Origin of the sequence: Lebetimonas sp. JS032, from assembly GCF_000523315.1 — a bacterium.
Classification (GTDB): Bacteria; Campylobacterota; Campylobacteria; order Campylobacterales; family Nautiliaceae; genus Lebetimonas.
Genome location: NZ_ATHS01000001.1, coordinates 1,298,002 through 1,324,344 on the forward strand (window position 1 = coordinate 1,298,002; position 26,343 = coordinate 1,324,344).

A 26,343-nucleotide genomic window follows, 5' to 3' on the forward strand; every position below is an offset into this window, starting at 1 on the left:
ATGAATTTGCTAAGAGATTTGTTTGATTGGAAAATTTTAAAATACACGGTTTTACCGTTTATTATTTCTATAATTTTTTGGGGAACAGTGTTTTTTTTATTTAAAAATTTGATTTACACTTTTATAAATTCATATATTTTATATCTTCCGTTTGGGGAAAAATTACAGGATATTTTTAAGTAATTTAATATATTTTGTTCCCATTGTTTCTCTTTTTGGATATACTTTTCAATTAATAATTATGGCACATTTTGTACTGAAGCAATGTAAAGGAAACAGATGATATATTCACACAGCCCTGTAAATTTTCATTTTAATAAAAACAGCGAAAATTTTTTTGTTGAGGAAATTCCGCTTTATAGCTTTGAACATACCGGTAACTGGCTGATGCTTAAAATAAGAAAAAAAGATTTAACAACTCCCCAGATGATAGATATAATTTCAAAAAAAACCGGAATAAAAAGAAATGAAATAGGTTATGCCGGGCTTAAAGACAAAGACGCACTGACAATCCAGTGGATAAGTGTCCCACGTAAATACAGAGATGAAATAAACAGGTTAGAAGATAAAAAAATAAAAATTTTACAGCAGGATTTACACAGAAACAAGCTTAAAATAGGTCATTTGAAAGCAAACAAATTTTTTGTAAGGCTTAAAAAAGTACTTCCTGTAGATGCAAAAAAAATAGAAAGAATTTTAATCGATATAAAGAAAAACGGAATTCCGAATTTTTTCGGATATCAGAGATTTGGAAGGGAAGATAACGTTGCACAGGCAAAAGAAATAATCGAAGGTAAAAGATTTATAAAAAACAGAAGGCTTGAGAAATTTTTGATAAGTGCTTATCAGTCAAAACTTTTTAACGAATGGCTGATGGATAGGATAAAACTCAGTAATATTTTTGAATTGAGTGAAAATGAACTTATAAATTTGGGATATGAAAAAAATCTGATTGATTTTGTTAAATCTCAAGAGCATCCTTTTAAACTTTTGCCCGGGGATGTAATGAGCCATTATCCGCTCGGAAGGCTTTTTTATTTGGAAGATAAAAAAGATACAAAAAGGTTTTATAATAAAGACATTTCCCCGACTGGGCTTATGCCGGGTAAAAAAGCTACGAGGGCAAAAGATTTCGCCGGGCGTATAGAAGAAAAATACGATGAACTGATTCCGGCAAACGGAGACAGGAGAATTGCCTGGATTTTTCCTGAAATAATCGATAAAAATTATATTAAAGAAAAAGCCTGGTATGAATTCAGCTTTATTTTGCCAAAAGGCAGTTATGCAACTGTTTTAATTGATATTTTAAAAGGAAATATCAATGAACTTGCCTAAACAGGCAACTTTTATTGCCACAATCACCGCTTTTACGCTGGCAATTGCAAAATTAACCGTAGGTTTTATGAGCGGAAGCGTTGCGGTTATCGCAAGTGCTCTGGACAGTGTTTTGGATATGGCGGTGAGTATATTTAATAATATTGCAATAAGGGTCAGTGAAGAAAGGCCTAGCGAAAAATTCAATTACGGAAAAGGAAAAGTCGAGGCGTTGGCGGCTCTGTTTGAAGGAACAATCATTATATTAAGCGGCATTTTTATTATGTACGAAGCCGTTAACAAAGCAGTTCACAAAGAGGTTATAACCCATCTTGATATTTCTATTTATGTAATGCTTTTTTCCATTGTTTTGACAGGAGGGCTTGTCAGTTTTTTATATTACGTGATAAAAAAAACAAATCATCTGGTTATAAAATCAGATTTACTACATTATAAGACAGATTTAATTACAAACCTCTCTGTTTTAATATCTTTAATGATTGTGAAATTTACGGGATTTGTTTATATCGATTATATTTTATCTGTTTTAATAGGCGTTTATATTATCCGTGAAGCCAGTGAAATTGTAAAAGAGGGTTTTGAAATACTTTTAGATGTTTCGCTTGATTTTAAAACTGTTGAAGCTATAAAGCAGATTATTAAAAAAGAGCCTCTTGTACTTGATTATCACTGCTTAAGAACCAGAAAAGCAGGAAACAGAAATTTTGTGGATGTTCATTTAGTATTGACACCTGATATGAAACTGAAACTCGCCCATACAATAATAGAAAATGTTGAAGAAAAAATCAGAAAATTAGAGCCTGAAAAAGTCTGGGTGATTAATATTCATGCCGACCCTTATGACGATTCTTTTATAAACAAACTTCAAGAAGAGTGCGATTAATAAGAAATTTTAATATATTATATAATTTTTTCTTATAATTATTGTAATTAAAATTTTTTTTATATACAATTCGTTTTGAACATTTGCTCAAAACGAGGAGGCATAAATGAGAAGTTTACAATATTTTCCAGTTCAGCTTTTTGCGGTTGTAATGGGTCTTTCAGGCTTAACCATTGCATATGCAAAAGCGTATCATTTTTTGGATTTTCCTTATTGGCCCTATTTTATATTGCTTATTTTAGATACAGCGGCTTTTTTTGGTGTTTTTATTACTTATATGATTAAATGGGTAAAATATCCGGATGCAATAAAGGCTGAGGTTAATCATCCTGTAAAAAGTTCTTTTATTCCGGCCATTTCAATCAGCTTTTTGCTTATTTCCATTGCATATATGGATTATGCCCCCACAATCAGTGTAACATTTTGGTGGATAGGTGCTTGGCTTCATCTGTTTTTTACATTCAGCGTAATTAAATTTTGGATAAGACACAGTTTTGATGTAAAAATGATAAGTCCCGCATGGTTTATCCCTATTGTAGGTAATGTATTGGTGCCTGTTGCCGGAGTTGATATAGTGAATGAATATATAAATTTATTCTTTTTCAGCATAGGTATTTTTTACTGGATTGTTTTATTTACAATAGTAACATACAGAATGATTTTCCATCATCCGTTGCCTAAAAAACTGATACCTACATTTTTTATTTTAATAGCGCCGCCTGCGGTGGGATTTATCAGCTATTTTAGAATAACATTCGGAAGTATTGATATTTTCAGTATGTTTTTATATTTGATTGCACTGTTTACATTTTTTCTTTTAATTGCAAAAAAAAGCTTATATACGCAAATACCGTTTTTTATTTCATGGTGGGCATATACATTCCCGCTTGCGGCAATTACAATTGCCACCACTTTAATTTACAGCAGTTTTAGAAACTGCTCAATGTATTGGTTTTCATTATTACTGTTAGCAATAGTTACCGTTGTTGTATTTTATGTCGCATATAAAACATATTTGGCTATAAAAGCAGAAAAAATTTGTATACCAGAGGAGGAATAAATGAATAAAAGAAGTTTGATAGGCGGATTTATAATAGGTTTTGTTGTAGCGGTATTTTTAATACCTTTGTTTTTTAAATTATCGGCTGAAAATATGCTTTTTAAACAAATAAAAAGCCCTTACAGTTTTGAAAAAACTGTTAATTTGTTAGCAAACAGTATTGCTAATCAGCCTGGATGGCATATTGTAACAATTATAAACCAGGAAGAAGAAATTAAAAAATACGGCGGTCCTGATGTGGGAAAAGTTGCTATTATTAAATTTTGTAATGCTAAGCTTGCAGGAAAAATGCTAAGCGATGACGATACTAAATTTATGGCTGTAAAAATGCCTTTGTCAATTGCCGTATATGAAGATTCAAAAGGTCAGGTTTTTATTTCTTTAATGAACGGATATCTGTTAACAAGAATGCTTAGCGGTACAAAAGAGGGTAAAATTATGGAATTGGTTGTCAGAGATATAGAAAGTATATTATCATTTGTTCATTTCAGATATACAATCTTCTAATTATTTTCATTGTGGCTGTTAAAATCAGCCACAATGAGTTTTTTTATTTTAATTCATTTTACATTTTACATTATCCATTTTTAATTATAAAAATTATCCTCCGCCTACAAAATTAAGCGCTTCTATTTTATCACCATCTTGTAATTTATAATTTTTCCAGTCATCTTTTTTAACTATTTTCATATTTACAGCCACCGCCATTGTTTTGTCAAGGATATTAAGAGAGCTTAAAAGCTCTGAAATTGTAGTATTTTCGGGAATTTCTTTTTCAATTCCGTTTATTTTAATTTTTATTTTCATTATCATCCTTTTTAACTTTTCACCATAGCCGTTTTTCAAACGGCCAGGTGAGTTTAATTCGCTTTGCTCATTTTCACTCATTTTTCATTTTCCATTTTCCATTCCCCATTAAATAGTGATTTCCTTGATATCCGCAATATCCAAAAATTCTTTGTAAATTGAAGCAATCATACTTTTTCTGTTGTGTCTTGTTTTTTCATCTTCCACATTTACCATTACATTATCAAAAAAATTATCTATTAAAGGTTTCAGTGAAATTAGAAAATCAAGTTTTTTTTCTAAATCAGTATAATTTTTGACTTTTTTGAATTCATCCCATAATTTTTTTTCTTCTTCTTTTTCAAAAAGTTTTTCATTTACTTTAATTGTATTCAAATCAAAATCTTTTACTATATTCCCGACTCTTTTGAATGTAACGGATAAATCTTTAAAATCACTGCTTTTAACAATTTCATTCATTAATTTTATTTTTTTGTCTATTTCGAGTATATTACTTTCATCTGTGGCAAGAACAGCCCTGATAACGGACGGATTGACATTATAAAATTTATAAAATCTTTCATAGATGAATTCAAGCAGTTTATCTGTATCCAGATTTTTATAAAACGGTTTTATTTTTTCTAAAATTTCTTTAAAATCAAGCGGTATACTGTTTTCCAGAGATATTTTTATAATATAATTTGCGGCTCTCCTTAATCCAAACGGGTCTTTATTTCCTTTTGGAATTTTACCTATGCTGAAAAGTCCGGCAAGCGTATCCAAATTCCTTGCAATATTTAGAAGTGCCGAAATTTTATTGCTGGCGCTGTCGCTGTATTGCTCTTTTATAGCAACTGCAATTTCTTCATCAATTCCCTGCGCTTTTGCGTAATAATATCCCATGATTCCCTGAAGCTCTGTAAATTCATATACCATTTCGGTCAGTAAATCTGCTTTTGCTAAATTTATAGCCTTATTTACTTTTTCTTTAGCCACATTAAATTTTTCAGCCAGAATTTCCCCAATTTTTTCTTCTCTTTTAACTTTGTCATAAAGACTTCCCAGATTGTCCATATAAACTATATCTTTAAGCCCTTCAATTGACAATCCGTTTTTCAAATCGTTTTCATAGAAAAACAGGGCATCTTTTAGCCTTGCTCTAAGTACCCTTTCATTTCCGTTGATAATTTTAGAAAAATCTTTTGTATACGCATTGCTTACCACAACAAATGCATTAGTTAATTTATTATTTTTAAACACGGGAAAATATCTTTGATTCTCTTTCATAGAGGTAATAATAACTTCCGGAGGTAGAACTAAAAATTCTTCATCAAATTTTCCAAGAAGCGGGGTCGGATATTCTGTAATAGCTACTATTTCTTCAAGTAAATCTTTATCAATTTCAACTTTGACACTATTATCTTTTTCTATTTTTTCGATATCACTTATTATTTTTTTTCTTCTCTCATCTTGATATAAAATAACTCCTTTTTTATCAAGTTCGCAAAAGTATTTTCCAACAAAATCTATAAAGATTTTATCTTTAAAAAATCGATGGCCGTATGTGAAATTACTTGAAGTTACGCAATATTTATTAAAAATAATGGCTTCATCTTCAATCATTGCAGGTCTAATAAATTCCTCCCTGCAGCTTCCCCATTTCATAATTTTACCAAAATTAAGGATTTTTAACCATTTTTCTATCATTTCAGGCAGAAGTTCTTTTGCTTCTTTTCCTTTTACTTCTTTTTTAAAATATAAAAATTCTTGATCTCCTTTTGTTTTATATTCCACTTCATTTGGCAGTATTCCACATTTTTTGGCAAACCCTTCTACAGCTTTTGGGTTTTTTTCGGCTATTGCTTTAGGCGCACCCCAAATTTCTTCTGTTTTATCTTCCTGTTTTGTAGGAAATTCTCTGTGCCAGAGAGTCAGTCTTCTTGGCGTATAATAAAAATTGAAATCTGTTTTTAAATTATATTCTTCTAAAATATTTAACCAGCTTTTTTCAATATTTGAAAGTTCTTTTAATAAAGGAATCGCAGGCAGTTCTTCAACGCCTATTTCTATAAGAAGAGGTTTTAACATTAGTTTCCTTTTTTTGTGTAATTTTATCAAAATGTGCTATAATAAATAAAAAAGAGTTGACATGAAACCAAATGTCTTTAAAAAAAAGATTACAGTTTCAAAAAAAGATATAGATTTTAACTCTCATGTAAATAATTTGAAATATCTTGAATGGATGATAGAGTGTGCTCTCGAACACTCCGAAAAATTGGGCTTTAATCCCCAAACCTATGAAAAAATAGGTGCAACATGGTTTGCAAAATCACATCATATAGAATATAAACTTCCGGCATTTGAAGGTGATGAATTAATTATAAAAACATGGGTTGACGATGTTAAAAAGATAACATCAAAAAGAAAATATGAAATCTATAAAAATGACAAACTGATTTGTTTTGGAGAGACAGAGTGGGTATATGTGGATTATAAAACACACAGACCAAAAAAAATTTCTGATGAGGTAATAAAAAAATATTTTGAGGTTTGAATATGAGAAAATTTTTATTATTAATAGGAGGTGTAATAATGTATGCATTAACTTTAACTTCGCCGGATTTTGGTGAAAAAATTTCAATTGAACAGGTTTATCCCGACTGCGGCGGGGCAAATATTTCACCCGAACTTATATGGGAAAATGCTCCAAAAAACACAAAATCGTTTGCCATTACGATGTTTGATCCGGATGCTCCGACTGATCACGGGTGGTGGCACTGGATAGTGGTGAATATTCCCGCAGACATCAATAAATTTCCAAGAAATGCGGGGAATCCGCAGAGTGAGTATTTTGATTTAGGATTACAAACCATAAATGATTACAAAGAGGTGGGATATGGGGGACCGTGTCCACCTCCCGGAAAGCCGCACAGATATATTATTACCGTTTATGCCCTGGATGCTGAAGGGTTTGATGTTGATATAAACATAAATCCTCAAATATTAGCAAAAGCTATAGAAGAGCATACAATTGACAAAGCTTCAATAAAAGGACTTTATGCAAGAGGCTGGAAATAGCCTCTTTTTTCTGCTGTTATCCCATTAATTAATATTATTTTAATAAATATCAATTTTATGTTATTATATTATAAAAAAATATAAAAACAGAGGTAAAATGAAAAGTTTAAAAAAAGAAATCTTTAAAAGAACGATTATTTTAATATTGTTAATGATATCAATTTTTGGAATATTGACATCACTGTTTTTTTATCAATACAGAATAAAAAATATATATAATTTACTAAAAACAAAAAATAGTGATGTAAGTAATTTTATAAGGGCGTATTTTAAAAAATTTTATATTGAAGTTGAATATCTTAGCAGATTAAGAGAAGTTAGACTTGCGCCTTTTTTAAATGAAAAAGAGCGTAAAAGGGCATTGTATGCGTTTAAATTGTTTCAGGAAATTGATAAAGATATAAATTACGTATATTCCGGGTATAAAAATAAAATGCTGCTTATAAACAACTACACACCTCCTCCCGGTTTTGACCCGACAATTAGACCCTGGTATCGTGCGGCAATTAAATCTTTTCCCAATATTTCTCAGGGAATTCCTTACAGGGAAATTAAAACAAAAGAGTGGCTGGTGTCTATTTCCAAAGCTTTGGTTGATGACAGGGGGAAAATAACCGGGGTGATTTCTATAGATACTTCAATAAATAAGATTATTAAAAAATTAAATGAAAAAAGTTTTTTGAATTTATCAAATTTTATTATAAGAGACGACGGATTAATCATTGTCTGTCATAATAAATTAAATTTAAACAAAAATTTTATTGATGAATATAATGTTGAGAGAAAAATTTTTAATAAATCAAACGGTTTTTTTGAATATTATAAAAATCACGTAAAAATTCTGGCTTATTTCACCAAATTGAAAAATTTAGGATGGATAGTTATTACTGTAATTGATAAAAATACAGTTTTATTGCCGATTATAAAAAAAATTATTTTTATATTTTTAATAGTGTCAATTATTTCTGTAATATTGGGTATATTTTACACCCGTATCATTTATAAAGAAATATTAAGTTCACTTGACATATTACACTCCAATGTCAGAGAAATTGTAAACGGAAACGTTGAGAATATCAAAAAAGCGGAATATCCATTCAAAGAATTTGCCGAAATTAAAGAAAATATAGAAAATTTAACAAAAAACGCACTTTATAAAAAAAATAAAGAACTGCAGGAATTAAACGCATTGTTAAAAAAAATGGCATTAACGGATAAATTAACAGGGCTTTACAACAGATATAAATTTAATGAAGAGCTTAAAAAAGAAATGGAAAGATTTAAAAGATATAATAATCCTTTTTGTTTGATAATGTTCGATATTGATAATTTTAAACAGGTTAATGATACATACGGGCATGATATGGGAGATAAAGTCTTAAAAGAGATTGCAAAAATTACTACACAAACAATACGTAAAACAGATATCGCATCCAGGTGGGGAGGAGAGGAATTTATGATAATATGTCCCAACACATTTTTGAAAGAAGGTATACAAACAGCACAGAGGCTAAGAAAAAAAATAGAAAGTCATAATTTCGGAATTGACAGAAAAGTTACTATAAGTGTCGGAATATCAGAGTATAATGATGAAAATATAAAAATTGATGAATTATTAAAAGATGTTGACGATAAATTATATCAGGCTAAAAAAATGGGTAAAAACACGGTTGTTTATCAGATTAATTTAATAGCCAAGTATTTATAATATCTTCCTATTTTTTAAAATTTTTAATAAAATATTAAAAAAAACATAATGAAAGATTTAAAATGAAAAAAAATTTAAAAGCGTTTACTTTAATAGAATTATTAATTGTGATTATTATTATCGGAATTATAATATCTTCTGTAAGCTTTAATTTAAAACCGAACACCCTTGCACTTGAAAAAGACAGAATAAAACAATATTTTATGTATGCAGACAATATTGGCTTAAAATGGGGCGGATATAATCCTTCAAAATCAAAAGTGGCGGCGGTATGTTTTGAAGTAAACAGTTCTAATAATTCTGTATCAGCCTATATTCAGAAATGGGATAATTCAAAGGAATTTTTAAAAGACCCGACCAATCAGAATAAAGAAATAAATAATACAAAATTTCAATCCAACATTTCCGCAACATTTACGAAAATATGTTTTTCCCCAAACGGTGATTTGTTTGAAAATAATTTATCAATGCAAAATTTAATTAAAACACCTCAAAAAATTACATTAAGCGACTCTAAGAGAGAAGAAAATCTGAGTATTGAACCTTCGGGCGCTATATATTGATTAATTTCAAGTAATTTTTATAAATAGGCTCGTCATATTCAGATATTTTATTTTTAATAAACCTCTAAAAAACTCTTACTTAAAAATCCTACCTAGGTTCTGTCAAAGGATTTGACAAAGTATTTTTATGGTATAATTATTATATAAAGTTTTTGTAAAAGGAAAAATATGAAAAAATCTAAATTAAAAAAAATTGTTTATCACTCTATGAGACTAGAGGGGTATAAAGTTAATTTAGAGGAAAAAAAATTAAAAGAGATAAAATCTAAATATAATGTCAAAGTACACGTTTAAAATTAGTGATATTTATTATTCTAACACTTCTATTCCTAAAAATAAACTTGACATTAAAGATGAAAATGAATTAATAAAAATAGAGCATCTTCTTTTGTTAGAATCTTACGAAAAGTTTGCAAAAAAACTTGATGTTGAATTAGATGAATACTTTTTTAAAAATCTTCATAAAAAAACTTTTCAAGATTTATATGAATGGGCAGGTGTTTATAGAGATGTTGATGTAGCAAAAGGTGATACTCTTTTTTGTAGAGGAATTTATGTAACTCAAGAAATGAAAAAAATTTTTGCTAAGTTGAAAAAAGATAAATATTTAAAAAATTTAGACAAAGAAACTTTTGCTCATAAATTAGCCTATTATAAATGTGAGTTAATAGCTATTCATCCTTTTTTAGAATTAAACGGAAGAATTATTAGATTTTTTATTGATATTTTATCTATAAATGCTGGATATGATGTAATTGATTATGCTAATATAACTGAAGAAGAGTATATAAAATGTGCAATAGAGTGTGTTCAAAATGCTAATTATGATTGTTTTGAAGAAATAATAAAAAGTAGTATAAATAAATTTTAGATTCTTCTACCTTCCTCTAATTTATTGATTAACTGTGTAAATAAAAACCAAAGACTAAAACTTTAAAGATATTTTACTAAAATATCTTGGAAATATATCACAAGTTGAGGATAAATTTCCGACCAGTTTCTAATCCTACTGTTTTTCCATTTTTGCATAACCTCCTGTGTTGAAGTAAAAAGGACTTTAAAAGCTGCTTCTTTTGAAGGGAATGAGCCTTTAGATTTTGTTTTTCTTTTTATGATAGAATTTAAAGATTCAATTGGATTTGTTGTATAAATAAGCTTTCTAAGTTCTTTTGGATACTTAAAAAAAGTAGCAAGCTCATCCCAGTTTCTTTTCCATAAATCATAAATATGAGGGTATCTTTTGCCCCATTTTTCATTGAAATATTCAAGATTTTGAATGGCTAAATCCTCAGTATCAGCTTGATATACTGATTTTAAATCCTTTGCAATTTCTTTTCTGTCTTTGTAAGAGACAAATTTTAAAGAGTTTCTTATCTGATGAACTACACATCTTTGAATTTCAGCTTTTGGATATACGGCTTTAATAGCTTCATTAAATCCGTTTAGTCCGTCTATTGAAAATATTAAAACATCTTCTACACCTCTGTTTTTTATTTCATTAAGTATTGAGAGCCAATATTTAGAAGTTTCATTCTCTTCACTTATCCATATACCTAAAATATCTTTTTTACCTTCTATAGTGATTCCCAGCATTATATAACAGGCTGTATTTTTTATATTTCTCTCAACCTTTATTTTTAATACGGTTGCATCCATAAAAATTATAGGATAAATACTTTCCAAAGGTCTATTCTGTCATTCAATAGCTTTTTCTAAGATTTTTTCAGTAATATTTGATATGGTTTCAGTTGAAAGCTCATATCCGTATAAATCATCAAGATGGTGCTGAATATCTTTTACACTCATTCCTTTTGCATATAAAGATAAAATTAAATCTTCCGTCCCATCTAAAAGTCTTTGTCTTTTTTTTACAATTTTAGGCTCAAATGTAGAATTTCTGTCCCTTGGAATATTTACTTCAATTTCTCCATATTTAGATTTTAAATTCTTTGTAGAGTATCCATTTCTGTAATTGCTATTATCAGATTTTTCATTTTTCTCATAACCTAAATGGTTTGTCATTTCACTTTGGGTTGCTGTTTCTATCATCTCTTTGATTAAATTTTTTAATTCTTTTTCAATCTCTTCAATTGTCACTGGATTTCCTGATTTTAATCTTCTTTTATATTCTTCAATGTTTAAAATACTCATGTGTAAATCCTTTACTTTTATTTTTTTATTTTATCATCTCTCAACATCTATATTAGGATTTACACAGTTTTTGGCTATAGGAGCTTTTTATGCAAATACCTTGAGAAATCATCTGCCCCAAGAATGGAATCCTGGAATTAATTTTTCAACAAAAACCCTGCTTAGGGCCGCTATCATATTTTACGGATTCAGAATCACATTTCAAAACATAGCGGCTGTAGGAATTCCTGGAATTTTCGCATCTACTATGATTGTAACTTTTACATTTATTATCGGTTATATTGTAGGGACTAAAATCTTAAAACTTGACAGAGACACTACCATACTGACAAGTGCCGGGAGTTCAATCTGCGGGGCCGCCGCAGTTTTAGCTACCGAACCGGTTGTAAAGGCAGAAGCTTATAAAAGTGCAATTGCCGTAGCTACGGTTATTTTATTTGGAACAACAGCTATGTTTTTATATCCTATTGCTTATAAAAGCGGAATTTTACATTTTACGCCAAACGAAATGGGAATATACATAGGTTCAACCATTCATGAGGTGGCACATGTGGTAGGTGCCGGAAGCGCCATTTCACCTGAAGTCGCAAAAGAAGGCGTAATTGTAAAAATGATAAGGGTTATGCTGATTTCACCGTTTTTAATAATTTTAGGCATTTTTCTTGCAAAAACGGCAAAAAACAAAATAAAAAATGAAAAAACAAAAATAACAATTCCATGGTTTGCCGTCTGGTTTATTGTTGTTGCAGGTTTTAATTCATTAAATTTACTGCCTTTAAAAATTGTAGATACTGTCAATACGCTTGATACTTTTGCACTTACAATGGCAATGACAGCACTTGGAATGGAGACAAACATCAATAAATTTAAAGGTGTGGGACTTAAAGCGATTTATTTAGCTGGAATTTTATTTATCTGGCTGATTGTTGGAGGATATTTCATAACAAAAATCAGTATAAATCTTTAAAGCAACAAATTTAATTTTGTTGCTTTAAGTCTTAATGTAAAAAGTGCCTTTTCCCGGTAAAATACATTGCAATGCCGTGTTCGTTTGCAGCTTCTATAACTTCATTGTCCCTGATGCTTCCACCAGGTTGGATTATAGATTTTATACCTACCTCAGCGGCATAATCCACACTGTCTCTGAATGGAAAGAATGCTTCGCTGGCAAGTGATGCACCTTCAATATTTAGTCCTAAAGATTTTGCTTTTTCAACAGCACATCTTGTAGCATCCACCCTACTTGTCATTCCCATACCAATTGCCACCATTTGAGAATCTTTTACAAACACTACGCAGTTTGATTTGGTAAGTGCCGCAATTTTCCAGGCTATTTCCAAATCTCTTTTATCATCTGTACATTTTTCGGTTACACACTCGGCATTTGCCACTTCATCATCACTGACCCTGTCTGCATCCTGGAATACAAATCCGCCTTCAATATGTTTAAAATCCCATTTATCCCCGGCAATTTCCAAATGAGGTTTACCAAGGTCAAAAAGTTTTATTCTTTTTTTCTTCTCAAATACTTTAACAGCTTCGTCTGTAATTTTTCCGGCAATTAAAACCTCAACAAAAATTTTATTAATTTCCTCCGCCAAATTTTTATCTACAATTCCGTTTACGGCAACAACTCCTCCATAAGCACTGATAGGGTCACATTCAAGAGCTTTTTGCCAAGTGGTGATTAAATCGCCTTTCCTTGCAGCCCCGCAAGGATTTGCATGTTTAATAATGCTTATTGCACCCTTTCCAAGACTTACAGCAATTTTTACAGCCCCGTTAATATCCGTTAAATTGTTAAAGCTTGGTTCACCTTTTAATATATTTAAACTGTTGTAAAAATCTTCAAATTCATATAAAGCACCTCTTTGATGAGGATTTTCTCCGTATCTTGTGTTAAATACTTTATTTCCCACTATAAATCTTTTTTCTCCAAATCCGCTGTTAAATCTTTCATTCATATAATTTGCAATCATACTGTCATATGCCGCAGTATGCTCGAATGCTTTTATCATCAAATCTCTTCTAAATTCAAGCGTATTTTGATTGTTTTTTAGAATTTCTATTATTTTATCGTAATCATTTGGGTTAGTTACAATCATTACATCTTTAAAATTTTTAGCGGCACTCCTTACCATTGTAGGACCGCCGATATCTATATTTTCAATTATTTCATCAAAATCGTCAGTCCTTTGAGTAGTTTCTTTAAACGGATAAAGATTAACACAAACTAAATCAATTCTCTCAATCCCAAGCTTTTTTGCTTCTTCATCATCTATTCCGCTTCTGTATAAAATACCCCCATGCACATAAGGATTTAGTGTTTTTACCCTTCCTCCGAAACATTCAGGAAATTTTGTAATTTCGCTTATATCAATAACTTTAATTCCATTTTCTTCTAAAACTTTTCTTGTCCCGCCTGTTGAAATTATCTCAAATCCAAGTTTTTTAAGTTCTTTTGCAAAATCTACAATTCCAGTTTTATCAGATACACTTAGCAATGCTCTCATTAACTTCCTTTTTTATTGAAATTATAACATTATAAAAATTTATTAATTATCTCTTTCATTGTTTTTTCTATTTTTTCCAACGCTTCTTTTGATTTTGCCTCAAATCTTGTAACAAGAACAGGTGTTGTATTACTTGCTCTAATAAGCCCCCATCCATCTTCAAAAACAACCCTAACTCCGTCAATATCGATTATCTTTTTAATATTTAATTTATCTTTGTTTTCATTTAAGTATTTTTTAATTTCTTCAATTATTTTAAATTTTTTATCTTCTGTTGTATGAACTTTAATTTCATCTGTATTGTAAACTTTTGGGAGTTTCTCAAATTCTCCTGCAAAATCAAAACCTTTATCAATAAGCTCCATTATCCTGAATGTTACATAAATAGCATCGTCCACCCCGAAATATCTGTCGTTAAAGAAAATATGCCCGCTGACTTCCGCCGCCATATCGCAGTTTTTTTCATAAAGCAGAGTTTTTAAATTACTGTGCCCAGTTTTATACATTATAGCTTTTCCAAATTTATCAATTTCATCATATACAATTTGAGAGGCTTTTACTTCACTAATAACGCATGGATTTTTCATATTTTTTGCAAAAAAGTAAAGTAAAATATCTCCTTTATAATTATATTTTTTATCTAAAAATGCAATCCTATCCGCATCTCCGTCATATGCAAAGGCATAGTCCCTGCCATTTTTAATTTTACCCATTTTAGATTTTTTTCTTCTGTCGGATCAGGATGGTGATTTGGAAAAGTGCCATCTGGTTTTTCAAATAAAATTTCATAATTTTTTATATTAAGTCTTTCTAAAATATCTCTTAAAACAACTCCCGCAACTCCGTTTCCACAGTCAAAAACAGCATTTAACTCTAAATTTTTTAAATGGGAAAATTGATTTGCTATATAATTTATATAATCACTTTTTAAATCATACTCAATTGCTTCAAAATTATCTTCTATCTCTAAATCAAAATTTTTAATAATTTCATCACCAAGTTCATAAATACTTTTACCAAAAAAAGGCTTTTTATCAATTGTTATTTTAAATCCATTATACTCAGGTGGGTTATGTGAACCGGTAATTTGTATACTTCCTCCTATATTAATTTTTCCAACCCCATCTAAACATAAAGGCACAAAATTTCCAAAATAATTAACTCCTGTTGGAAGCATTCCTGCATTTATTATCTTTTTACCAGCTTTATTAAGCCCACTTACTAACCAATTTTTGAGTGTAGGAGAATGTGTCCTTGCATCATAACTTACTAAAACATATTCACCTTTTACTCTTTCACCTAAGAAAAATCCTATTAACTTTACAACTTTTTCATTTAAATCTTTTTCAAAAATTCCTCTTATATCATATTCTCTAAAAATATGTTTAATATCCATTTTTTCTCCTTTTTAATAAAATTATATTATCTTTTTAAGATAAACCACACTAAATGGTTCCAAATCCAGTTCAATTGAATATTCTCTGCCACAACATTCTTTACTAAAAGTTTTATAAATTCTTTCTTTATCTTCTATCCATCCTCCAAATTTTTTGCTATTTGAATTTAAAATTTCTTTATATTCACCATTAGGAGCGCCTATTAAATAATTTTGATATTTAGCACCTGAGAAATTACATACTATAATCATCTTTTCATTTTTATTTTTTCTGATAAATGAAATTACATTTCTTTGATAATCAAGTTCGTTTATCCATTCAAAACCCTCCTGATTACAATCAAGCCAAAGGGCTTTTTCATTTTTATAAATTTTATTTAGCTCTTTTACCAGATTTTGAACGCCTTTATGTTTTTCATATTTAAGTAAAAACCACTCAATACTCTCTTTATATGCCCACTCTTTAAACTGCGCAATTTCTCCGCCCATAAATAAAAGTTTTTTTCCAGGATGTGCATACATATATGCAAAAAGCGCCCTTAAATTTGCAAATTTCTCTTCATAATTTCCAGGCATTTTTCCAATTAAAGATTTTTTACCATGAACCACCTCATCATGTGAAAGAGGCAAAATATAATTTTCGCTAAACATATATACAAAAGAAAAAGTTAACTCATGATGGTGATACTGTCTGTAAATTGGCTCATATTCAAAATATTGAAGTGTATCGTTCATCCACCCCATATTCCATTTATATCCAAAACCAAGTCCTTCAGGTTTTGTAACAGCAGGAAAAGCAGTAGATTCTTCTGCAATCATTGTAATTCCGGGCACTTCTTCATAACATGATTTATTAAGTGTTTTTAAAAAATGTATTGCTTCAAGGTTTTCATTTCCTCCGTATTTATTTGGAATCCAATCATCTCTTGCATAATCAAGATATATCATAGAAGCAACAGCATCAACCCTTATTGCATCAATATGGTATTCTTTTAGCCAAAATATTGCAGAGCTTATTAGAAATGATCTGACTTCTCCTTTTTCATAATCAAAAATATGGCTTTTCCATTCCGGATGATAGCCTTTTAGGGGAGAAGGATGCTCAAAAAGAGCAGTACCATCATAGGTAATCAGCCCATGCCCATCAACCGCAAAATGGCTTGGCACCCAGTCAAGTATAATTCCTATATCATTTTGATGCATAATATCAACAAATTTTTTAAATTCATGAGGCTCCCCGTATCTTGCGGTAGGTGCGAAATACCCAACAGCCTGATATCCCCACGATCCGTCAAAAGGATATTCGGTAAGCGGCATCAGTTCAATATGGGTATAACCCATCTCTTTTACATATTTGCTAAGAGCCCCAGCCAACTCAACATAATTATCATACTCTTTATTCCAACTACCAAGATGGACTTCATAAATGCTAAAAGGTTTATCAAAATTCTGATTTCTTTTTTCAAGCCACTTTTCATCATTAAATTTGTAATTATCTTCCCATATTACACTTGCAGATTTTGGAGGTTTTTCAAAATATTTTGCAAACGGGTCTATTTTTTCCAAACGCTGATCATATGCCCCTATTATAAAATATTTATATTTATCCCTTTTTTTTGCACCTTCAACAAATCCTTCCCAAAACTCCCCGTTTTTAGTTAAAGGATTTGAAAGTCTGTCCCAATTATTAAAATCCCCCATTACACTTACATTTTTTGCATGCGGTGCCCATACTCTGAAAAAAACTCCGTTTTTTTGTATAAAACTCCCCAAATGTTTATAAAGGTATCTGTGTGTACCTTCTTTAAACAGATATAAATCCATTTCTTTCATATTAACTCTTTATAAATTTTTTCATATTCTTTTGCGCTTTTCTCCCAGGAAAATCTTTTTTGCATTCCTTTTTTTTGAATAATTTTATAACCCGAATCATAATAATAAGTTTCAACCGCCCATTTAAGCGTATTATATAAAGCGAATTTAAAACCATCACCTTCTTTTGTAAAAGGATTATAATTTTCAACACTGTCGTTTAGCCCTCCCACAGCCCTTACAACAGGAGGTGTTCCGTATCTTAATGAATACATCTGATTAAGCCCGCAAGGTTCAAACAGACTAGGCATTAAAAACAGATCGCTACCGGCTTCTATTAAATGTGCAAGTACGTTGTTGTATCCAACCCAAACTCTGAAATTCGGATATTTTGCTGCAATATCACTGAAAAACCCTTCAGCCCATTTCTCACCACTTCCAAGGAAAACAAAATCTGCACTCAATCCTAAAAGCCCCTCCATAGCTTGTGCAATAAGCTCTATTCCCTTTTGTTTTGCAAAACGGCTTACAAGTCCTATAAGAGCTTTTTTTTCATTTTTCTTTAGTCCCATTCTCTCTTGCAAAACAAGTTTATTTAGTTTTTTAACTTCAATATTTTCAATATCATAATTAAAAGGAATTAATTTATCTGTTTTCGGATTCCATTCATCATAATCAACCCCGTTTAGAATTCCCACAAGCTTATGAGAATGAGCTTTAATATGTCTCTTCAAGGCCAAATCCAAATTTAGGAGTTTGAATCTCTTTTGCATAAGTAGGTGAAACCGTTGTAATTTTATCAGCCGAGGCAATTCCGCCTTTTAATAAATTTGTAAGACCTAAGGCTTCAAATTCGTATAAATTAAAATGCTTCCAGTCAATCATTAAATAATTAAAAGCTTCTTTGCAAAAAATTCCCTGATGTTCAAGGTTATGGATTGTTAAAACGCTTTTAGATTTAGGAAAAAGCCAGTTATATCTGTATTTAAGCAGAGCCGTCCCAGAAGCGCTTTGCCAGTCGTTAAAATGAAAAATATCAACATCAAATTTCAGTGCAAGTGTCAGCTCCAAAACTGCAGTTGTAAAAAATATAAATCTTTTATCGTTATCGGGATATGAATATCCGTTATAATCGCTATAAATTCCGCTTCTTCCAAAAAACTTCTCATAATCTATAAAATAAACTTCCACATTAGTATTTGGCAAATAACTTTTATAAACCCCAGCCCAAAGTGTCCCAAGACCTCCAACCGGCACCCCTATACTAAATGGAAGTTTTTCCAAATTTGCTGGGTTTATACTGTAATATCTTGGCATTACAATTTTTACATTATGCCCTAGCTTACTCAAAGCCTTAGGCAAAGCGGCACTTACATCCGCCAAGCCTCCTGTTTTGGCAAAAGGTGTAACTTCAGAGCTTGCAAACATTATATTCATAATTCTTCCTTTGCTAAAATTTCAGCCCCTATTAATGAAGCATCTTTTATTTTTGTGGTTTTTATTTCAACCTTATCAAAATTCGGGATATATTTTTTATCTATTTCAAATTTATGATGAAGATAATATCCTCCACCTAAAATTATCATTTCGGGATTAAATAAACTTGCCATAGTTCCAACAGCTTTATTTATAGCCTCTTTATATTCTTCAAAACTTCCGCCTATTTTTTCTATTTTAGAACTTGCATAAAATTCAAGACAGTCATTTTTTCCGCATCCGCAGATGAATTTAGTTTTTTTATATGGGATATGTCCAACTTCTCCTGCTAAATTCATATATCCTCTGACTAATTTGCCATTTTCAATTATTCCAGCCCCAAGCCCAGTGCCTGAATAAAGTACAACTAAAAATTTATTTTTCCAATATTTACTCTCGGCAACTGCCGCACAATTTAAATCATTTTCTAAAATAAAAGGAATTTTTATCTGTTTTTTTAAATCAATATTTTTTATATTAATATTTGGAGCTGAGAGGATTTTGCCATTATTCACCTGACCTGCAAAAGAAATTCCAAGTTTTAAAGGTTTGTATTTTTCAATTAAATTTAAAATCTCTTTTAAAACATCAATCTCTTTTGTATTTTTAACCTCAAAAATTTCTCCAAACTTATACCTAAAAAATGTCCCTCCAATATCAATTGCTAAAATCATCAAAAGCCTTTTTTGCAATTTCAGGAGCCACTACATTTGTATAAATTCCACTAAGCTCACCTCCTGCTATATTAAAAAGTCTTGGAATAATTTCTATATTAAAATTAAACCACTCTTCACTCTCTCTAAAAGGAGCAAAATTAAAAACAATATTAAAATCAAATTCACCTATAATTTTTGGCATAACTTTAAGATATTCAAAAACTTCTGAGAGTTTCTCTTCATTAAAATCATTTCCTCTTTTTTTACTGACAATCCTAACTTCAAAAGCAAACTTGGAGGCTTTTGGCAAAAGAGCAAAATTCATCATTTTCAAAAGTTCTTAGAGGCTCAATTTCTAAATATTTTTCAAAAATAGTCTTTCCATGCTCTTCAAAAAATGTTTTATATCTTTCAAGCTCTTTTAATTTATTTACAGGAATAAGAGGAAGTGCCAAAATCTGAGTGTGAGGATGTGACTGAGTGGCACCGGCTTTTATCCCTTCATTTTTAAAACAGGTAAAATATTTTAGTTTTTTATCGTTTTTTAAATCAAAATATCTAAGTTTTATTGCTTTAAATAAATTTATAAATTCTTCTTTTTCAAATTCAAAAAATTTTATGTGCCTATTTGTATCTATAATTATTTCGTGAGCTCCATAGCTTCCGGCTTCATATTCTTTAAAATAATACGGATTTTCAATTCCAAGACTTCTGAATTTATTAGGCACAACCCTTAAAACCCATTTGCCGTTTTTTTCAAATCTTAAAATATCCTTTTCACTCATATCTTCATTTCCCGGACAAAACGGACAGACTTTTGGATATTTTGTTTTTATTTCATAAACCATATCAGGACGATGGAGTCTGTTTGGAGCAATTATTACATATTCATCCCTCAGTAAATCATACCTTAAACTATTCAATACCAATTTCCCCTTTACCTGGATTTTCTATTACTAAACTTACACCCTGCACTGTTTCTTTAAGTCCGTTTTCTGTTAAATTATAAGTTTTAATTAAATAGACAAAATATCTTGAGCTGTTAAATTTAATTGTGACTTTTCTTTTTGTATATTCATCAAAGTAGCTAAACTCTTCTCCTTCAAATTCGCCTTCTTTAATATTATAGTTTGCAAAATGCAAGTTAAATTCTAAAACACACTCACCTTCAATTTCATATTCTATTTTTTTATCAAACAGTTTAAATTTTTTACTCATTCCTTCTTTAGTATCAAAAATCAATTCATCTTCTTCAAACTTAACATAATAATCTAACTCTAAATATGGGATTTCGTTTTTTATAAGTTGCTCTAAATTTACATTGTCTTTTTTTCTAAGTATAAACGAATACCTGAAATAATCATCAAAATAAATTTCTTTAGGTTTTTTTATATTCATTTCATGAATTGTTTTTACTTTTTTATTATCATCCTTTTTTTCTTCATTTAGTAAATGATAAAACTCTTTATATCTTTTTATGGTATTTAAAAAATTAAATTTACTTTTCCTGTCATCAAATTCTATAAGTTCGCCTCTGCAATTAAAAACAAAAATTGAATTTTCAAATACTTTTTTTATTTCCCTGTTTCCATCAAAATCTATATCTATATACCCATCTTTTAAATTATCACTCTCTATTAAGTACCTGTAAGCATTGTCCCTTAAATTTGGAAGATAAATCCCCCCAAAAATCCCGTGCCAGTAAACATCATTTGTCTGAAGCTTATAATAACTCTCATTTTTATTTGCGCAAAGCATCCTTTTATGCAGATAATTGCTCTCTTTATATTTATAAAAAAATCTTTTCCAGATACTCCCTTTTGCAAAGCGGCAGTGTTTTTTTTCTTTTTGAAGTTCAATTATATCCTCGGCATCCATTACCCATTCTGTCATTTCTTCATAAGAGAGGTTTTCAATAAAAACATAGGCAATAGGATTATTTTTTTTATAAAACTCGCTAAAATGCAAAGACTCATCAATTGTTTTTTCAATAAATTCTTTTAGCCATCCTTTTTTATAAACAAGTTCATTTGTTCCCGGCCAAAGACCAAATTTCTCAATATCATCAAACATCACAAGATTATTTTTAAGTAAATTAACTGCTTCATTCACCTCTTTAAAAGGTATAGCATACCTAAGCTCTTTTGAAATGGGAAAAAGCGCAAGTTTTTCAAACATACCCGTTAAATAATATCCGTTTATTTCTTTATATCCGCTTGCAAAAAAATGATAATCGTCAATAATCGCATATTTAATATTACATTTTTTAAGTTCACTTATAATTTCATCATCCCAAACCCTTTCAGTTAACCAAAGTCCTGAAGGAGTGGCATTAAAATTTTCTTTTAAAAATTTATTCAATTTATGAATCTGATAAATTCTATCTTCACTATGAATTGAAACCAAAATCGGTTCATAAAACCCGCCTGTAAAAAATTCAATATTGCATTTTTTTATGTTTTCAAATACATCTTTGTATTCATTTTTTATTTTTTCCAAAATCCAGCCGCTTGAATGAAAAGAAAATTTAAATTCAGGATATCTGCTAAGAAGCTCAAAAAAAGGGCCGTAACATTCATTAACCGCTTTTTCAATAACACTGTCAAAATTATCAACAGGCTGATGTAAATGTACCCCAAAAAGCATCATACAAACCAGTTTTTATAAATTTCATTTATATCAAGTTTTATTATTTCACTCGGCAGTATAATTTCAAAATTCTCCCCTTTTAATGTAAATTTTAAAAATTCTTTTTTTTCTCCTACTGCTTCTACAATTTTGCCTTTTATATTTTTAAATTCTTTAAAAATAAATTTTGCATCATCAATTCTTAAATAAAAATTATTCTCATCTATGGAATATAAATTTTTTGGAAGAGTACAAGCCAAAGCACCAAAATTTTCCTCAATCTCCCCGCTTCCAACCCATTCAAAAAAGTTTGTTTTGCCATCAATTTTAGGAGTTAAAATAAACTTTTGAGGTTTAAAATACTGTTTTTTATTGAAATTTTTAATAAGCAGGTATGCGGGAATCTCCCTGTTGTGTTTTTTAAAAATATCAATTAAATAATTTCTAAATATTTCATCATATATTTCATCCTGAGCGCTTTCATGCCCTTTTCCATACCACCAGAACCAGTCGCTTCCCTCGGCATATAAATAATTTTCATCATCAGGAATTTCTTTTTTTGATAAAAAAAGCATCTCCCAAGCCCTGTTTTTCTCTTCATCCCCAACCCAAGTATTAAAATCTCCATTTATCCAGCTTCCGGGAATGATTTTATTAAGTTTCTTAACTCCATCTACCTCATCAAAAAATTTTGTATTAATACTTTCAAGCATTTCATAAAACTTATGCAAAAATTCATACGGTTTTTTGTAATATTCCCATGCATTTTCACCGTCTAAAATAATAGTTTTATTCCCACTTCTGCTTTCTATTTCTCTTTTGAAATGAGTAATGGCATCATCAATTTCAAAATATTTATAATTAAATCCTATCAAATCGCTTAAATATCTGTCTCTAAAAAAGAGTTTTACACCTTCAAATTCATAAGGGGTATAAATATCATCAGCTACTTTTTTTAAAACGTCATCACCGCTGAAAGTTATTTCAACCCCCTCTTCCTTAAAAGCTTTTATAACCTCTTCACTTATAGACCCCTCAGCCGGCCAAAATGCTTTTGGAAAAAATCCAAAAAAATTTTTATAAACCTCTTTTGCTTTTTTAATATGCAAAATAGCGTCATCTTTGAGAGAAAAATATATTTTTGGCAAAACTATATCTGAATTTGCTTTTTTTGCGTTTTGCATATCAAATAAAAGAGGCAGAATCGGATGTGAAAAAGGTGTTGTAGTAATTTGAATTTTCCCTTTCTCTTGCAAAGATTTATATAAAGGAATAATTTTTTTTACAAATTCTAAAAGATAAAAAATAAGTTCTTCTTTTTCTTCAAAAGTAAATTTCTCTTTATTTAGATAATTTTGAATAAATTTTCTACTTTTAAGCTCTTCCCCACACCATGATAAAAGATAAAACACCTGCAAATCATTAAATTCGCTATCACTCAAATCTTTTTTATTAAAAAGCTCATAAAACCTCTTATACGGTTTTACCATTGTATCAACATAAACGCTTTTTATAATATTTAAAACAAAGTTTTTTTCATAATTTTGCAAATTTCTTTTAAGCAAAAGAGAAATAAAATAATCTTTACTTTCATTAATCTCATCTAACTGAACTAAAAGTGAAGGTGTAAGATTAAAAGTTACATTTACATTGTATTTGCCGGCAATATTAGCCATATCGTAATAATCTTTTATAGCATGCAAAAAAACCCAGGGAAGGTAAATTTTATTTTTATAATAATAAAAGGGCTGGTGCATATGCCAAAGAATGCTTATGCTATCCATTTATTTATCAGACCTTTATAATGTTCAAACATTTTTTCCCCTATTTCAGAATTTTCTGCCTGAATATAAATTTTTATATGTTCGCTTGTTTCATCAGGAATCAAAAGGACCCAGTTATTATCTTCTTCATAAACTTTAATTCCTCCGTTTTTTTTATATTTTTTATTTTTGGCAATTTTTAAAAACTCTTTCATCACTTTGCCTTTTTTAAACTGAGGGCATTCTATTTTTTCTTTTTTATAATAGAAATTTGTTTCAATACCGGTAATCTCACTGAGTTTTAAGTCATGTCTTGTTAAAAGTTCCATTATTTTAAGTAGACTAAACATAGCATCCCTGTGAGGGGCAAATTCTGTAAATGCAAAATTTCCGTCAATTGTTGCTATCAAATTATATTCTTTTATTTTTTTATAATCAAAGCTTGAATATTTTCCTCTATAAATTTCTAAATATTTAAAATTTTCATCCATATAATCAGGCGCCCACATAGGCAAAAACACTTTATATTTTTTATCCCCGGCTTTTGCATCAATATTGAGTAAATTAAGAACTGCAATTAATGCTTTTATTTTATCAAGCACTTCTCCTTTTTCAGTAATTAAGTTAAGTCTTTGGCCATGAGGGAAAATTATTGCACCCATATCAAATTTAAGTGAAGTAACAATTTTACTTATTTCTTTTTTTGCCCTGTCTTTATAATTATAAATATTTAAAAGTCTGTTTTCATCGGAATATGCATTTAAAATAATATTTTCTATTTTCATTTCATTCAATAATTTTGGAAACACTTCTTTTGTTATTCCAAACATTAAATCTATTACGATTTTAAACTCATTATCTTTGATTATCTGGTGATCTATTATTTCTTTTATTTTATTTTCATAATTATTGCAATATTCAAAAATATTTACATCAAAATCATGAATCATTCCCACTTCACTGAATTCAACACGTCTAAATTTTTCATTAAAATAATTTTTCTCCAACGCTTTTGATATACTGGAATTAATTCTAAGACCAAATTCATTATAAAGAATAATTTCTATATCTCCGGGAGAACTTAAAGCAAGTCTGAAATACGCACCTCCCGCTATTTTATTGTTAGCATTGACATTAAATCTGAGAACAGTCGGCGGAAGGGCTTTTAAATCAATTACATCGATTCCGGTTGAAAGAAGCCCACCTACAAATGCTCTTTTCAGCATTCTCGCATTTCTTGTTTCATCTCTTCCCACCATTATTTTAGCGCCTTTTGGAAAAAGTGAGCCGAACGCTTCTCCGAGTCTGCAGGCCATATCACAGCTTATTTCCGTATTTACTTTTCCGCTTGCAATTCCGTTTTCAAAAATTGCATTTTTAAGTTTGGTCCCAAAAACCACATTGCTTGTTACAATAGAAGCCGGCTCAATTTCTTTATCTGGCCATATCGTCACATCTTTTTCAATTCTTGTTAATTTTCCAACCTTTACATTCTCAGCAATTACACATCCGTTTTTAGCAATAACATTGTTTTCAATAATTGTATTTTTACAAATTACACTGTAATCAAATACACAGTTTTCCCCAATTTCCACATTTTCCCAAACAATTGAATCCCTGATTTTGGAATTCATCCCTATTTTGGTATTTTTACCGATTGAGCAGTTTTGAAGTTTTACCCCTTTTTCCAAAACAACCCCGTTATCAAGCACCACTTCTCCTACAATTTCTACGCTTTTATCGATTTTTGCCTCACCCATTAAATGCAAAATTCCATCAAGATATCTTATTCTGCGTCCAGGATAATTATATTTTACTTTTCCATTGAATATATCTATATGAACATCTCTGTATGAATCCGGATTCCCCACATCCCTCCAATAACCTTGCGCGGTATATCCATAGAGTTTTATTCCTTCATTCATAAGTTTTGGAAACAAATCTTTTGAAAAATCAAAAGGGGTGTTTTTAGGGATAAATCCCAGTATTTCAGGTTCTATTATATAAATACCCGTATTGATTGTATCGCTAAAAACCTCTCCCCAGCTCGGTTTTTCCAAAAACTGTTCAATCTCCCCATCTTCATTTACTATTACAATTCCAAACTGCAAAGGATTATTTACCGTAGTTAATGTAATGGTTAATTTTGATTTTTTTTCCTCATGAAAAGCAAATATTTTTTTCAAATCAAAATCCGTAACCAAATCCCCGCTTATAATTAAAAATGGTTTATTTAAAAATTCTTCTGCCTTCTTCACAGCCCCCGCCGTTCCATAATCACTGTCCGGCAAAACGTAATTGATTTTTACACCCCATCTGCTCCCATCACCAAAATAATTTTTTATAACTTCTGGTTTATAATAAAGCAAAATTACAACTTCTTTCATTCCAAAATCAACAAGTTTTTCTAAAATATGCTCCATCATGGGAATATTTGTTACCGGCAGCATAGGTTTTGGGGTTGAGTGAGTTAGTGGTTGAATTCTTGTACCAAACCCCCCCGCCATAATAACCGCTGTATATTCTCTCATTCTT

The 26,343-nt window shown here is 30.0% G+C and carries 24 protein-coding genes and 2 pseudogenes; 12 read left to right on the forward strand and 14 right to left on the reverse strand.

Annotation, left to right across the window (positions count from 1 at the left end; all coding sequences use genetic code 11):
- The 5 genes from DZ65_RS0107335 to DZ65_RS0107355 all read left to right on the forward strand — a co-directional run bounded on the left by DZ65_RS0107335 (position 1) and on the right by DZ65_RS0107355 (position 3,785).
- Positions 1-183, forward strand: coding sequence for a hypothetical protein (locus DZ65_RS0107335; protein ID WP_024791467.1), 183 nt, complete (start codon positions 1-3; stop codon positions 181-183).
- 96 nt (positions 184-279) lie between these two features.
- Positions 280-1,335 (forward strand): tRNA pseudouridine(13) synthase TruD, encoded by a 1,056-nt coding sequence (gene truD / locus DZ65_RS0107340; RefSeq protein ID WP_024791468.1) that lies wholly within the window; start codon positions 280-282, stop codon positions 1,333-1,335.
- On the forward strand, positions 1,322-2,218 hold the full coding sequence (locus tag DZ65_RS0107345) for a cation diffusion facilitator family transporter (protein WP_024791469.1): 897 nt from the start codon (positions 1,322-1,324) through the stop codon (positions 2,216-2,218). The genes truD and DZ65_RS0107345 overlap by 14 nt, the downstream gene beginning before the upstream one ends.
- A gap of 106 nt (positions 2,219-2,324) precedes the next feature.
- Positions 2,325-3,278 (forward strand): SLAC1 anion channel family protein, encoded by a 954-nt coding sequence (locus tag DZ65_RS0107350; RefSeq protein ID WP_024791470.1) that lies wholly within the window; start codon positions 2,325-2,327, stop codon positions 3,276-3,278.
- Entirely contained in the window at positions 3,279-3,785 is a 507-nt protein-coding gene (locus DZ65_RS0107355; RefSeq protein ID WP_024787995.1) for a DUF302 domain-containing protein, read from the forward strand. It begins immediately after the preceding gene.
- Positions 3,786-3,878: 93 nt separating this feature from the next.
- Here the strand turns inward: DZ65_RS0107355 and thiS are convergent, their stop codons facing one another.
- The gene (thiS, locus tag DZ65_RS0107360; RefSeq protein ID WP_156919583.1) at positions 3,879-4,085 is read right to left on the reverse strand and encodes a sulfur carrier protein ThiS; all 207 of its coding nucleotides are present in this window, start codon (positions 4,083-4,085) and stop codon (positions 3,879-3,881) included.
- A gap of 108 nt (positions 4,086-4,193) precedes the next feature.
- Complete coding sequence (glyS, locus tag DZ65_RS0107365) at positions 4,194-6,152, reverse strand: glycine--tRNA ligase subunit beta (RefSeq protein WP_024791471.1); 1,959 nt, start codon at positions 6,150-6,152, stop codon at positions 4,194-4,196.
- A gap of 61 nt (positions 6,153-6,213) precedes the next feature.
- Between glyS and DZ65_RS0107370 the strand changes: the two genes are divergently transcribed.
- From DZ65_RS0107370 to DZ65_RS0107400, 6 genes are all read left to right on the forward strand, one after another.
- On the forward strand, positions 6,214-6,618 hold the full coding sequence (locus DZ65_RS0107370) for a thioesterase family protein (protein WP_024790120.1): 405 nt from the start codon (positions 6,214-6,216) through the stop codon (positions 6,616-6,618).
- A gap of 2 nt (positions 6,619-6,620) precedes the next feature.
- Entirely contained in the window at positions 6,621-7,142 is a 522-nt protein-coding gene (locus tag DZ65_RS0107375) for a YbhB/YbcL family Raf kinase inhibitor-like protein (protein WP_051430015.1), read from the forward strand.
- 97 nt (positions 7,143-7,239) lie between these two features.
- Entirely contained in the window at positions 7,240-8,850 is a 1,611-nt protein-coding gene (locus DZ65_RS10585) for a sensor domain-containing diguanylate cyclase (RefSeq protein ID WP_084021924.1), read from the forward strand.
- 62 nt (positions 8,851-8,912) lie between these two features.
- On the forward strand, positions 8,913-9,413 hold the full coding sequence (locus DZ65_RS0107390; protein WP_024791472.1) for a prepilin-type N-terminal cleavage/methylation domain-containing protein: 501 nt from the start codon (positions 8,913-8,915) through the stop codon (positions 9,411-9,413).
- Positions 9,414-9,581: 168 nt separating this feature from the next.
- Complete coding sequence (locus DZ65_RS11325; RefSeq protein ID WP_255327381.1) at positions 9,582-9,707, forward strand: hypothetical protein; 126 nt, start codon at positions 9,582-9,584, stop codon at positions 9,705-9,707.
- Positions 9,688-10,284, forward strand: a complete 597-nt coding sequence (locus tag DZ65_RS0107400; protein ID WP_156920230.1) for a Fic family protein — start codon at positions 9,688-9,690, stop codon at positions 10,282-10,284. The genes DZ65_RS11325 and DZ65_RS0107400 overlap by 20 nt, the downstream gene beginning before the upstream one ends.
- 62 nt (positions 10,285-10,346) lie before the next feature.
- Here the strand turns inward: DZ65_RS0107400 and DZ65_RS10890 are convergent.
- Positions 10,347-11,564: pseudogene (locus DZ65_RS10890) on the reverse strand (IS256 family transposase).
- Between DZ65_RS10890 and DZ65_RS0107410 the strand changes: the two are divergent.
- Positions 11,548-12,531 (forward strand): YeiH family protein, encoded by a 984-nt coding sequence (locus DZ65_RS0107410; protein WP_051433553.1) that lies wholly within the window; start codon positions 11,548-11,550, stop codon positions 12,529-12,531. The pseudogene DZ65_RS10890 and the gene DZ65_RS0107410 sit on opposite strands and share 17 nt — an antisense overlap.
- A gap of 31 nt (positions 12,532-12,562) precedes the next feature.
- Here the strand turns inward: DZ65_RS0107410 and purH are convergent, their stop codons facing one another.
- The 11 genes and pseudogenes from purH to DZ65_RS0107460 form a co-directional block, all read right to left on the reverse strand.
- A complete protein-coding gene (purH, locus tag DZ65_RS0107415; RefSeq protein WP_024791475.1) occupies positions 12,563-14,077 on the reverse strand; it encodes a bifunctional phosphoribosylaminoimidazolecarboxamide formyltransferase/IMP cyclohydrolase in 1,515 nt (504 codons plus the stop codon).
- Between the two features lie 29 nt (positions 14,078-14,106).
- Positions 14,107-15,473: pseudogene (locus DZ65_RS11535) on the reverse strand (phosphomannomutase/phosphoglucomutase).
- 21 nt (positions 15,474-15,494) lie between these two features.
- A complete protein-coding gene (gene glgB / locus DZ65_RS0107425) occupies positions 15,495-17,306 on the reverse strand; it encodes a 1,4-alpha-glucan branching protein GlgB (RefSeq protein WP_024791476.1) in 1,812 nt (603 codons plus the stop codon).
- Positions 17,303-18,019, reverse strand: coding sequence for a glycogen synthase (locus DZ65_RS10900; protein ID WP_201767796.1), 717 nt, complete (start codon positions 18,017-18,019; stop codon positions 17,303-17,305). Before DZ65_RS10900 ends, glgB begins: the two co-directional genes overlap by 4 nt.
- Positions 18,003-18,722, reverse strand: a complete 720-nt coding sequence (locus DZ65_RS10905; RefSeq protein WP_201767797.1) for a glycogen synthase — start codon at positions 18,720-18,722, stop codon at positions 18,003-18,005. Before DZ65_RS10905 ends, DZ65_RS10900 begins: the two co-directional genes overlap by 17 nt.
- Positions 18,719-19,435: an ROK family protein gene (locus DZ65_RS0107435; RefSeq protein ID WP_024791477.1), complete on the reverse strand. Its 717-nt coding sequence runs from the start codon at positions 19,433-19,435 to the stop codon at positions 18,719-18,721. Before DZ65_RS0107435 ends, DZ65_RS10905 begins: the two co-directional genes overlap by 4 nt.
- Positions 19,419-19,745 (reverse strand): hypothetical protein, encoded by a 327-nt coding sequence (locus DZ65_RS0107440; protein ID WP_035908228.1) that lies wholly within the window; start codon positions 19,743-19,745, stop codon positions 19,419-19,421. Before DZ65_RS0107440 ends, DZ65_RS0107435 begins: the two co-directional genes overlap by 17 nt.
- The gene (locus DZ65_RS0107445; protein WP_162147624.1) at positions 19,699-20,340 is read right to left on the reverse strand and encodes a hypothetical protein; all 642 of its coding nucleotides are present in this window, start codon (positions 20,338-20,340) and stop codon (positions 19,699-19,701) included. Before DZ65_RS0107445 ends, DZ65_RS0107440 begins: the two co-directional genes overlap by 47 nt.
- Positions 20,333-22,066, reverse strand: a complete 1,734-nt coding sequence (locus DZ65_RS0107450; protein ID WP_024791480.1) for an alpha-amylase/4-alpha-glucanotransferase domain-containing protein — start codon at positions 22,064-22,066, stop codon at positions 20,333-20,335. The genes DZ65_RS0107445 and DZ65_RS0107450 overlap by 8 nt, the downstream gene beginning before the upstream one ends.
- Positions 22,063-23,829 (reverse strand): glycoside hydrolase family 57 protein, encoded by a 1,767-nt coding sequence (locus DZ65_RS0107455; RefSeq protein WP_024791481.1) that lies wholly within the window; start codon positions 23,827-23,829, stop codon positions 22,063-22,065. The genes DZ65_RS0107450 and DZ65_RS0107455 overlap by 4 nt, the downstream gene beginning before the upstream one ends.
- Entirely contained in the window at positions 23,817-26,339 is a 2,523-nt protein-coding gene (locus tag DZ65_RS0107460) for a sugar phosphate nucleotidyltransferase (protein WP_024791482.1), read from the reverse strand. Before DZ65_RS0107460 ends, DZ65_RS0107455 begins: the two co-directional genes overlap by 13 nt.
- Positions 26,340-26,343: the final 4 nt, after the last annotated feature.

What these genes read in the sequence shown, in the direction of transcription:
- thiS (WP_156919583.1), bottom strand. Translation starts at nt 4,085, where the DNA reads ATGAAAATAAAAATTAAAATAAACGGAATTGAAAAAGAAATTCCCGAA.
- DZ65_RS0107440 (WP_035908228.1), bottom strand. Translation starts at nt 19,745, where the DNA reads ATGATGAATTTTGCTCTTTTGCCAAAAGCCTCCAAGTTTGCTTTTGAA.
- DZ65_RS0107400 (WP_156920230.1), top strand. Translation starts at nt 9,688, where the DNA reads ATGTCAAAGTACACGTTTAAAATTAGTGATATTTATTATTCTAACACT.
- truD (WP_024791468.1), top strand. Translation starts at nt 280, where the DNA reads ATGATATATTCACACAGCCCTGTAAATTTTCATTTTAATAAAAACAGC.
- DZ65_RS0107410 (WP_051433553.1), top strand. Translation starts at nt 11,548, where the DNA reads ATGTTTAAAATACTCATGTGTAAATCCTTTACTTTTATTTTTTTATTT.
- DZ65_RS0107435 (WP_024791477.1), bottom strand. Translation starts at nt 19,435, where the DNA reads ATGATTTTAGCAATTGATATTGGAGGGACATTTTTTAGGTATAAGTTT.
- DZ65_RS0107345 (WP_024791469.1), top strand. Translation starts at nt 1,322, where the DNA reads ATGAACTTGCCTAAACAGGCAACTTTTATTGCCACAATCACCGCTTTT.
- DZ65_RS0107460 (WP_024791482.1), bottom strand. Translation starts at nt 26,339, where the DNA reads ATGAGAGAATATACAGCGGTTATTATGGCGGGGGGGTTTGGTACAAGA.
- DZ65_RS0107350 (WP_024791470.1), top strand. Translation starts at nt 2,325, where the DNA reads ATGAGAAGTTTACAATATTTTCCAGTTCAGCTTTTTGCGGTTGTAATG.
- glgB (WP_024791476.1), bottom strand. Translation starts at nt 17,306, where the DNA reads ATGAAAGAAATGGATTTATATCTGTTTAAAGAAGGTACACACAGATAC.
- DZ65_RS0107375 (WP_051430015.1), top strand. Translation starts at nt 6,621, where the DNA reads ATGAGAAAATTTTTATTATTAATAGGAGGTGTAATAATGTATGCATTA.
- DZ65_RS10585 (WP_084021924.1), top strand. Translation starts at nt 7,240, where the DNA reads ATGAAAAGTTTAAAAAAAGAAATCTTTAAAAGAACGATTATTTTAATA.
- DZ65_RS0107390 (WP_024791472.1), top strand. Translation starts at nt 8,913, where the DNA reads ATGAAAAAAAATTTAAAAGCGTTTACTTTAATAGAATTATTAATTGTG.
- DZ65_RS0107335 (WP_024791467.1), top strand. Translation starts at nt 1, where the DNA reads ATGAATTTGCTAAGAGATTTGTTTGATTGGAAAATTTTAAAATACACG.
- DZ65_RS0107450 (WP_024791480.1), bottom strand. Translation starts at nt 22,066, where the DNA reads ATGATGCTTTTTGGGGTACATTTACATCAGCCTGTTGATAATTTTGAC.
- DZ65_RS0107355 (WP_024787995.1), top strand. Translation starts at nt 3,279, where the DNA reads ATGAATAAAAGAAGTTTGATAGGCGGATTTATAATAGGTTTTGTTGTA.
- purH (WP_024791475.1), bottom strand. Translation starts at nt 14,077, where the DNA reads ATGAGAGCATTGCTAAGTGTATCTGATAAAACTGGAATTGTAGATTTT.
- DZ65_RS10905 (WP_201767797.1), bottom strand. Translation starts at nt 18,722, where the DNA reads ATGAATATAATGTTTGCAAGCTCTGAAGTTACACCTTTTGCCAAAACA.
- glyS (WP_024791471.1), bottom strand. Translation starts at nt 6,152, where the DNA reads ATGTTAAAACCTCTTCTTATAGAAATAGGCGTTGAAGAACTGCCTGCG.
- DZ65_RS11325 (WP_255327381.1), top strand. Translation starts at nt 9,582, where the DNA reads ATGAAAAAATCTAAATTAAAAAAAATTGTTTATCACTCTATGAGACTA.
- DZ65_RS0107370 (WP_024790120.1), top strand. Translation starts at nt 6,214, where the DNA reads ATGAAACCAAATGTCTTTAAAAAAAAGATTACAGTTTCAAAAAAAGAT.
- DZ65_RS0107455 (WP_024791481.1), bottom strand. Translation starts at nt 23,829, where the DNA reads ATGGATAGCATAAGCATTCTTTGGCATATGCACCAGCCCTTTTATTAT.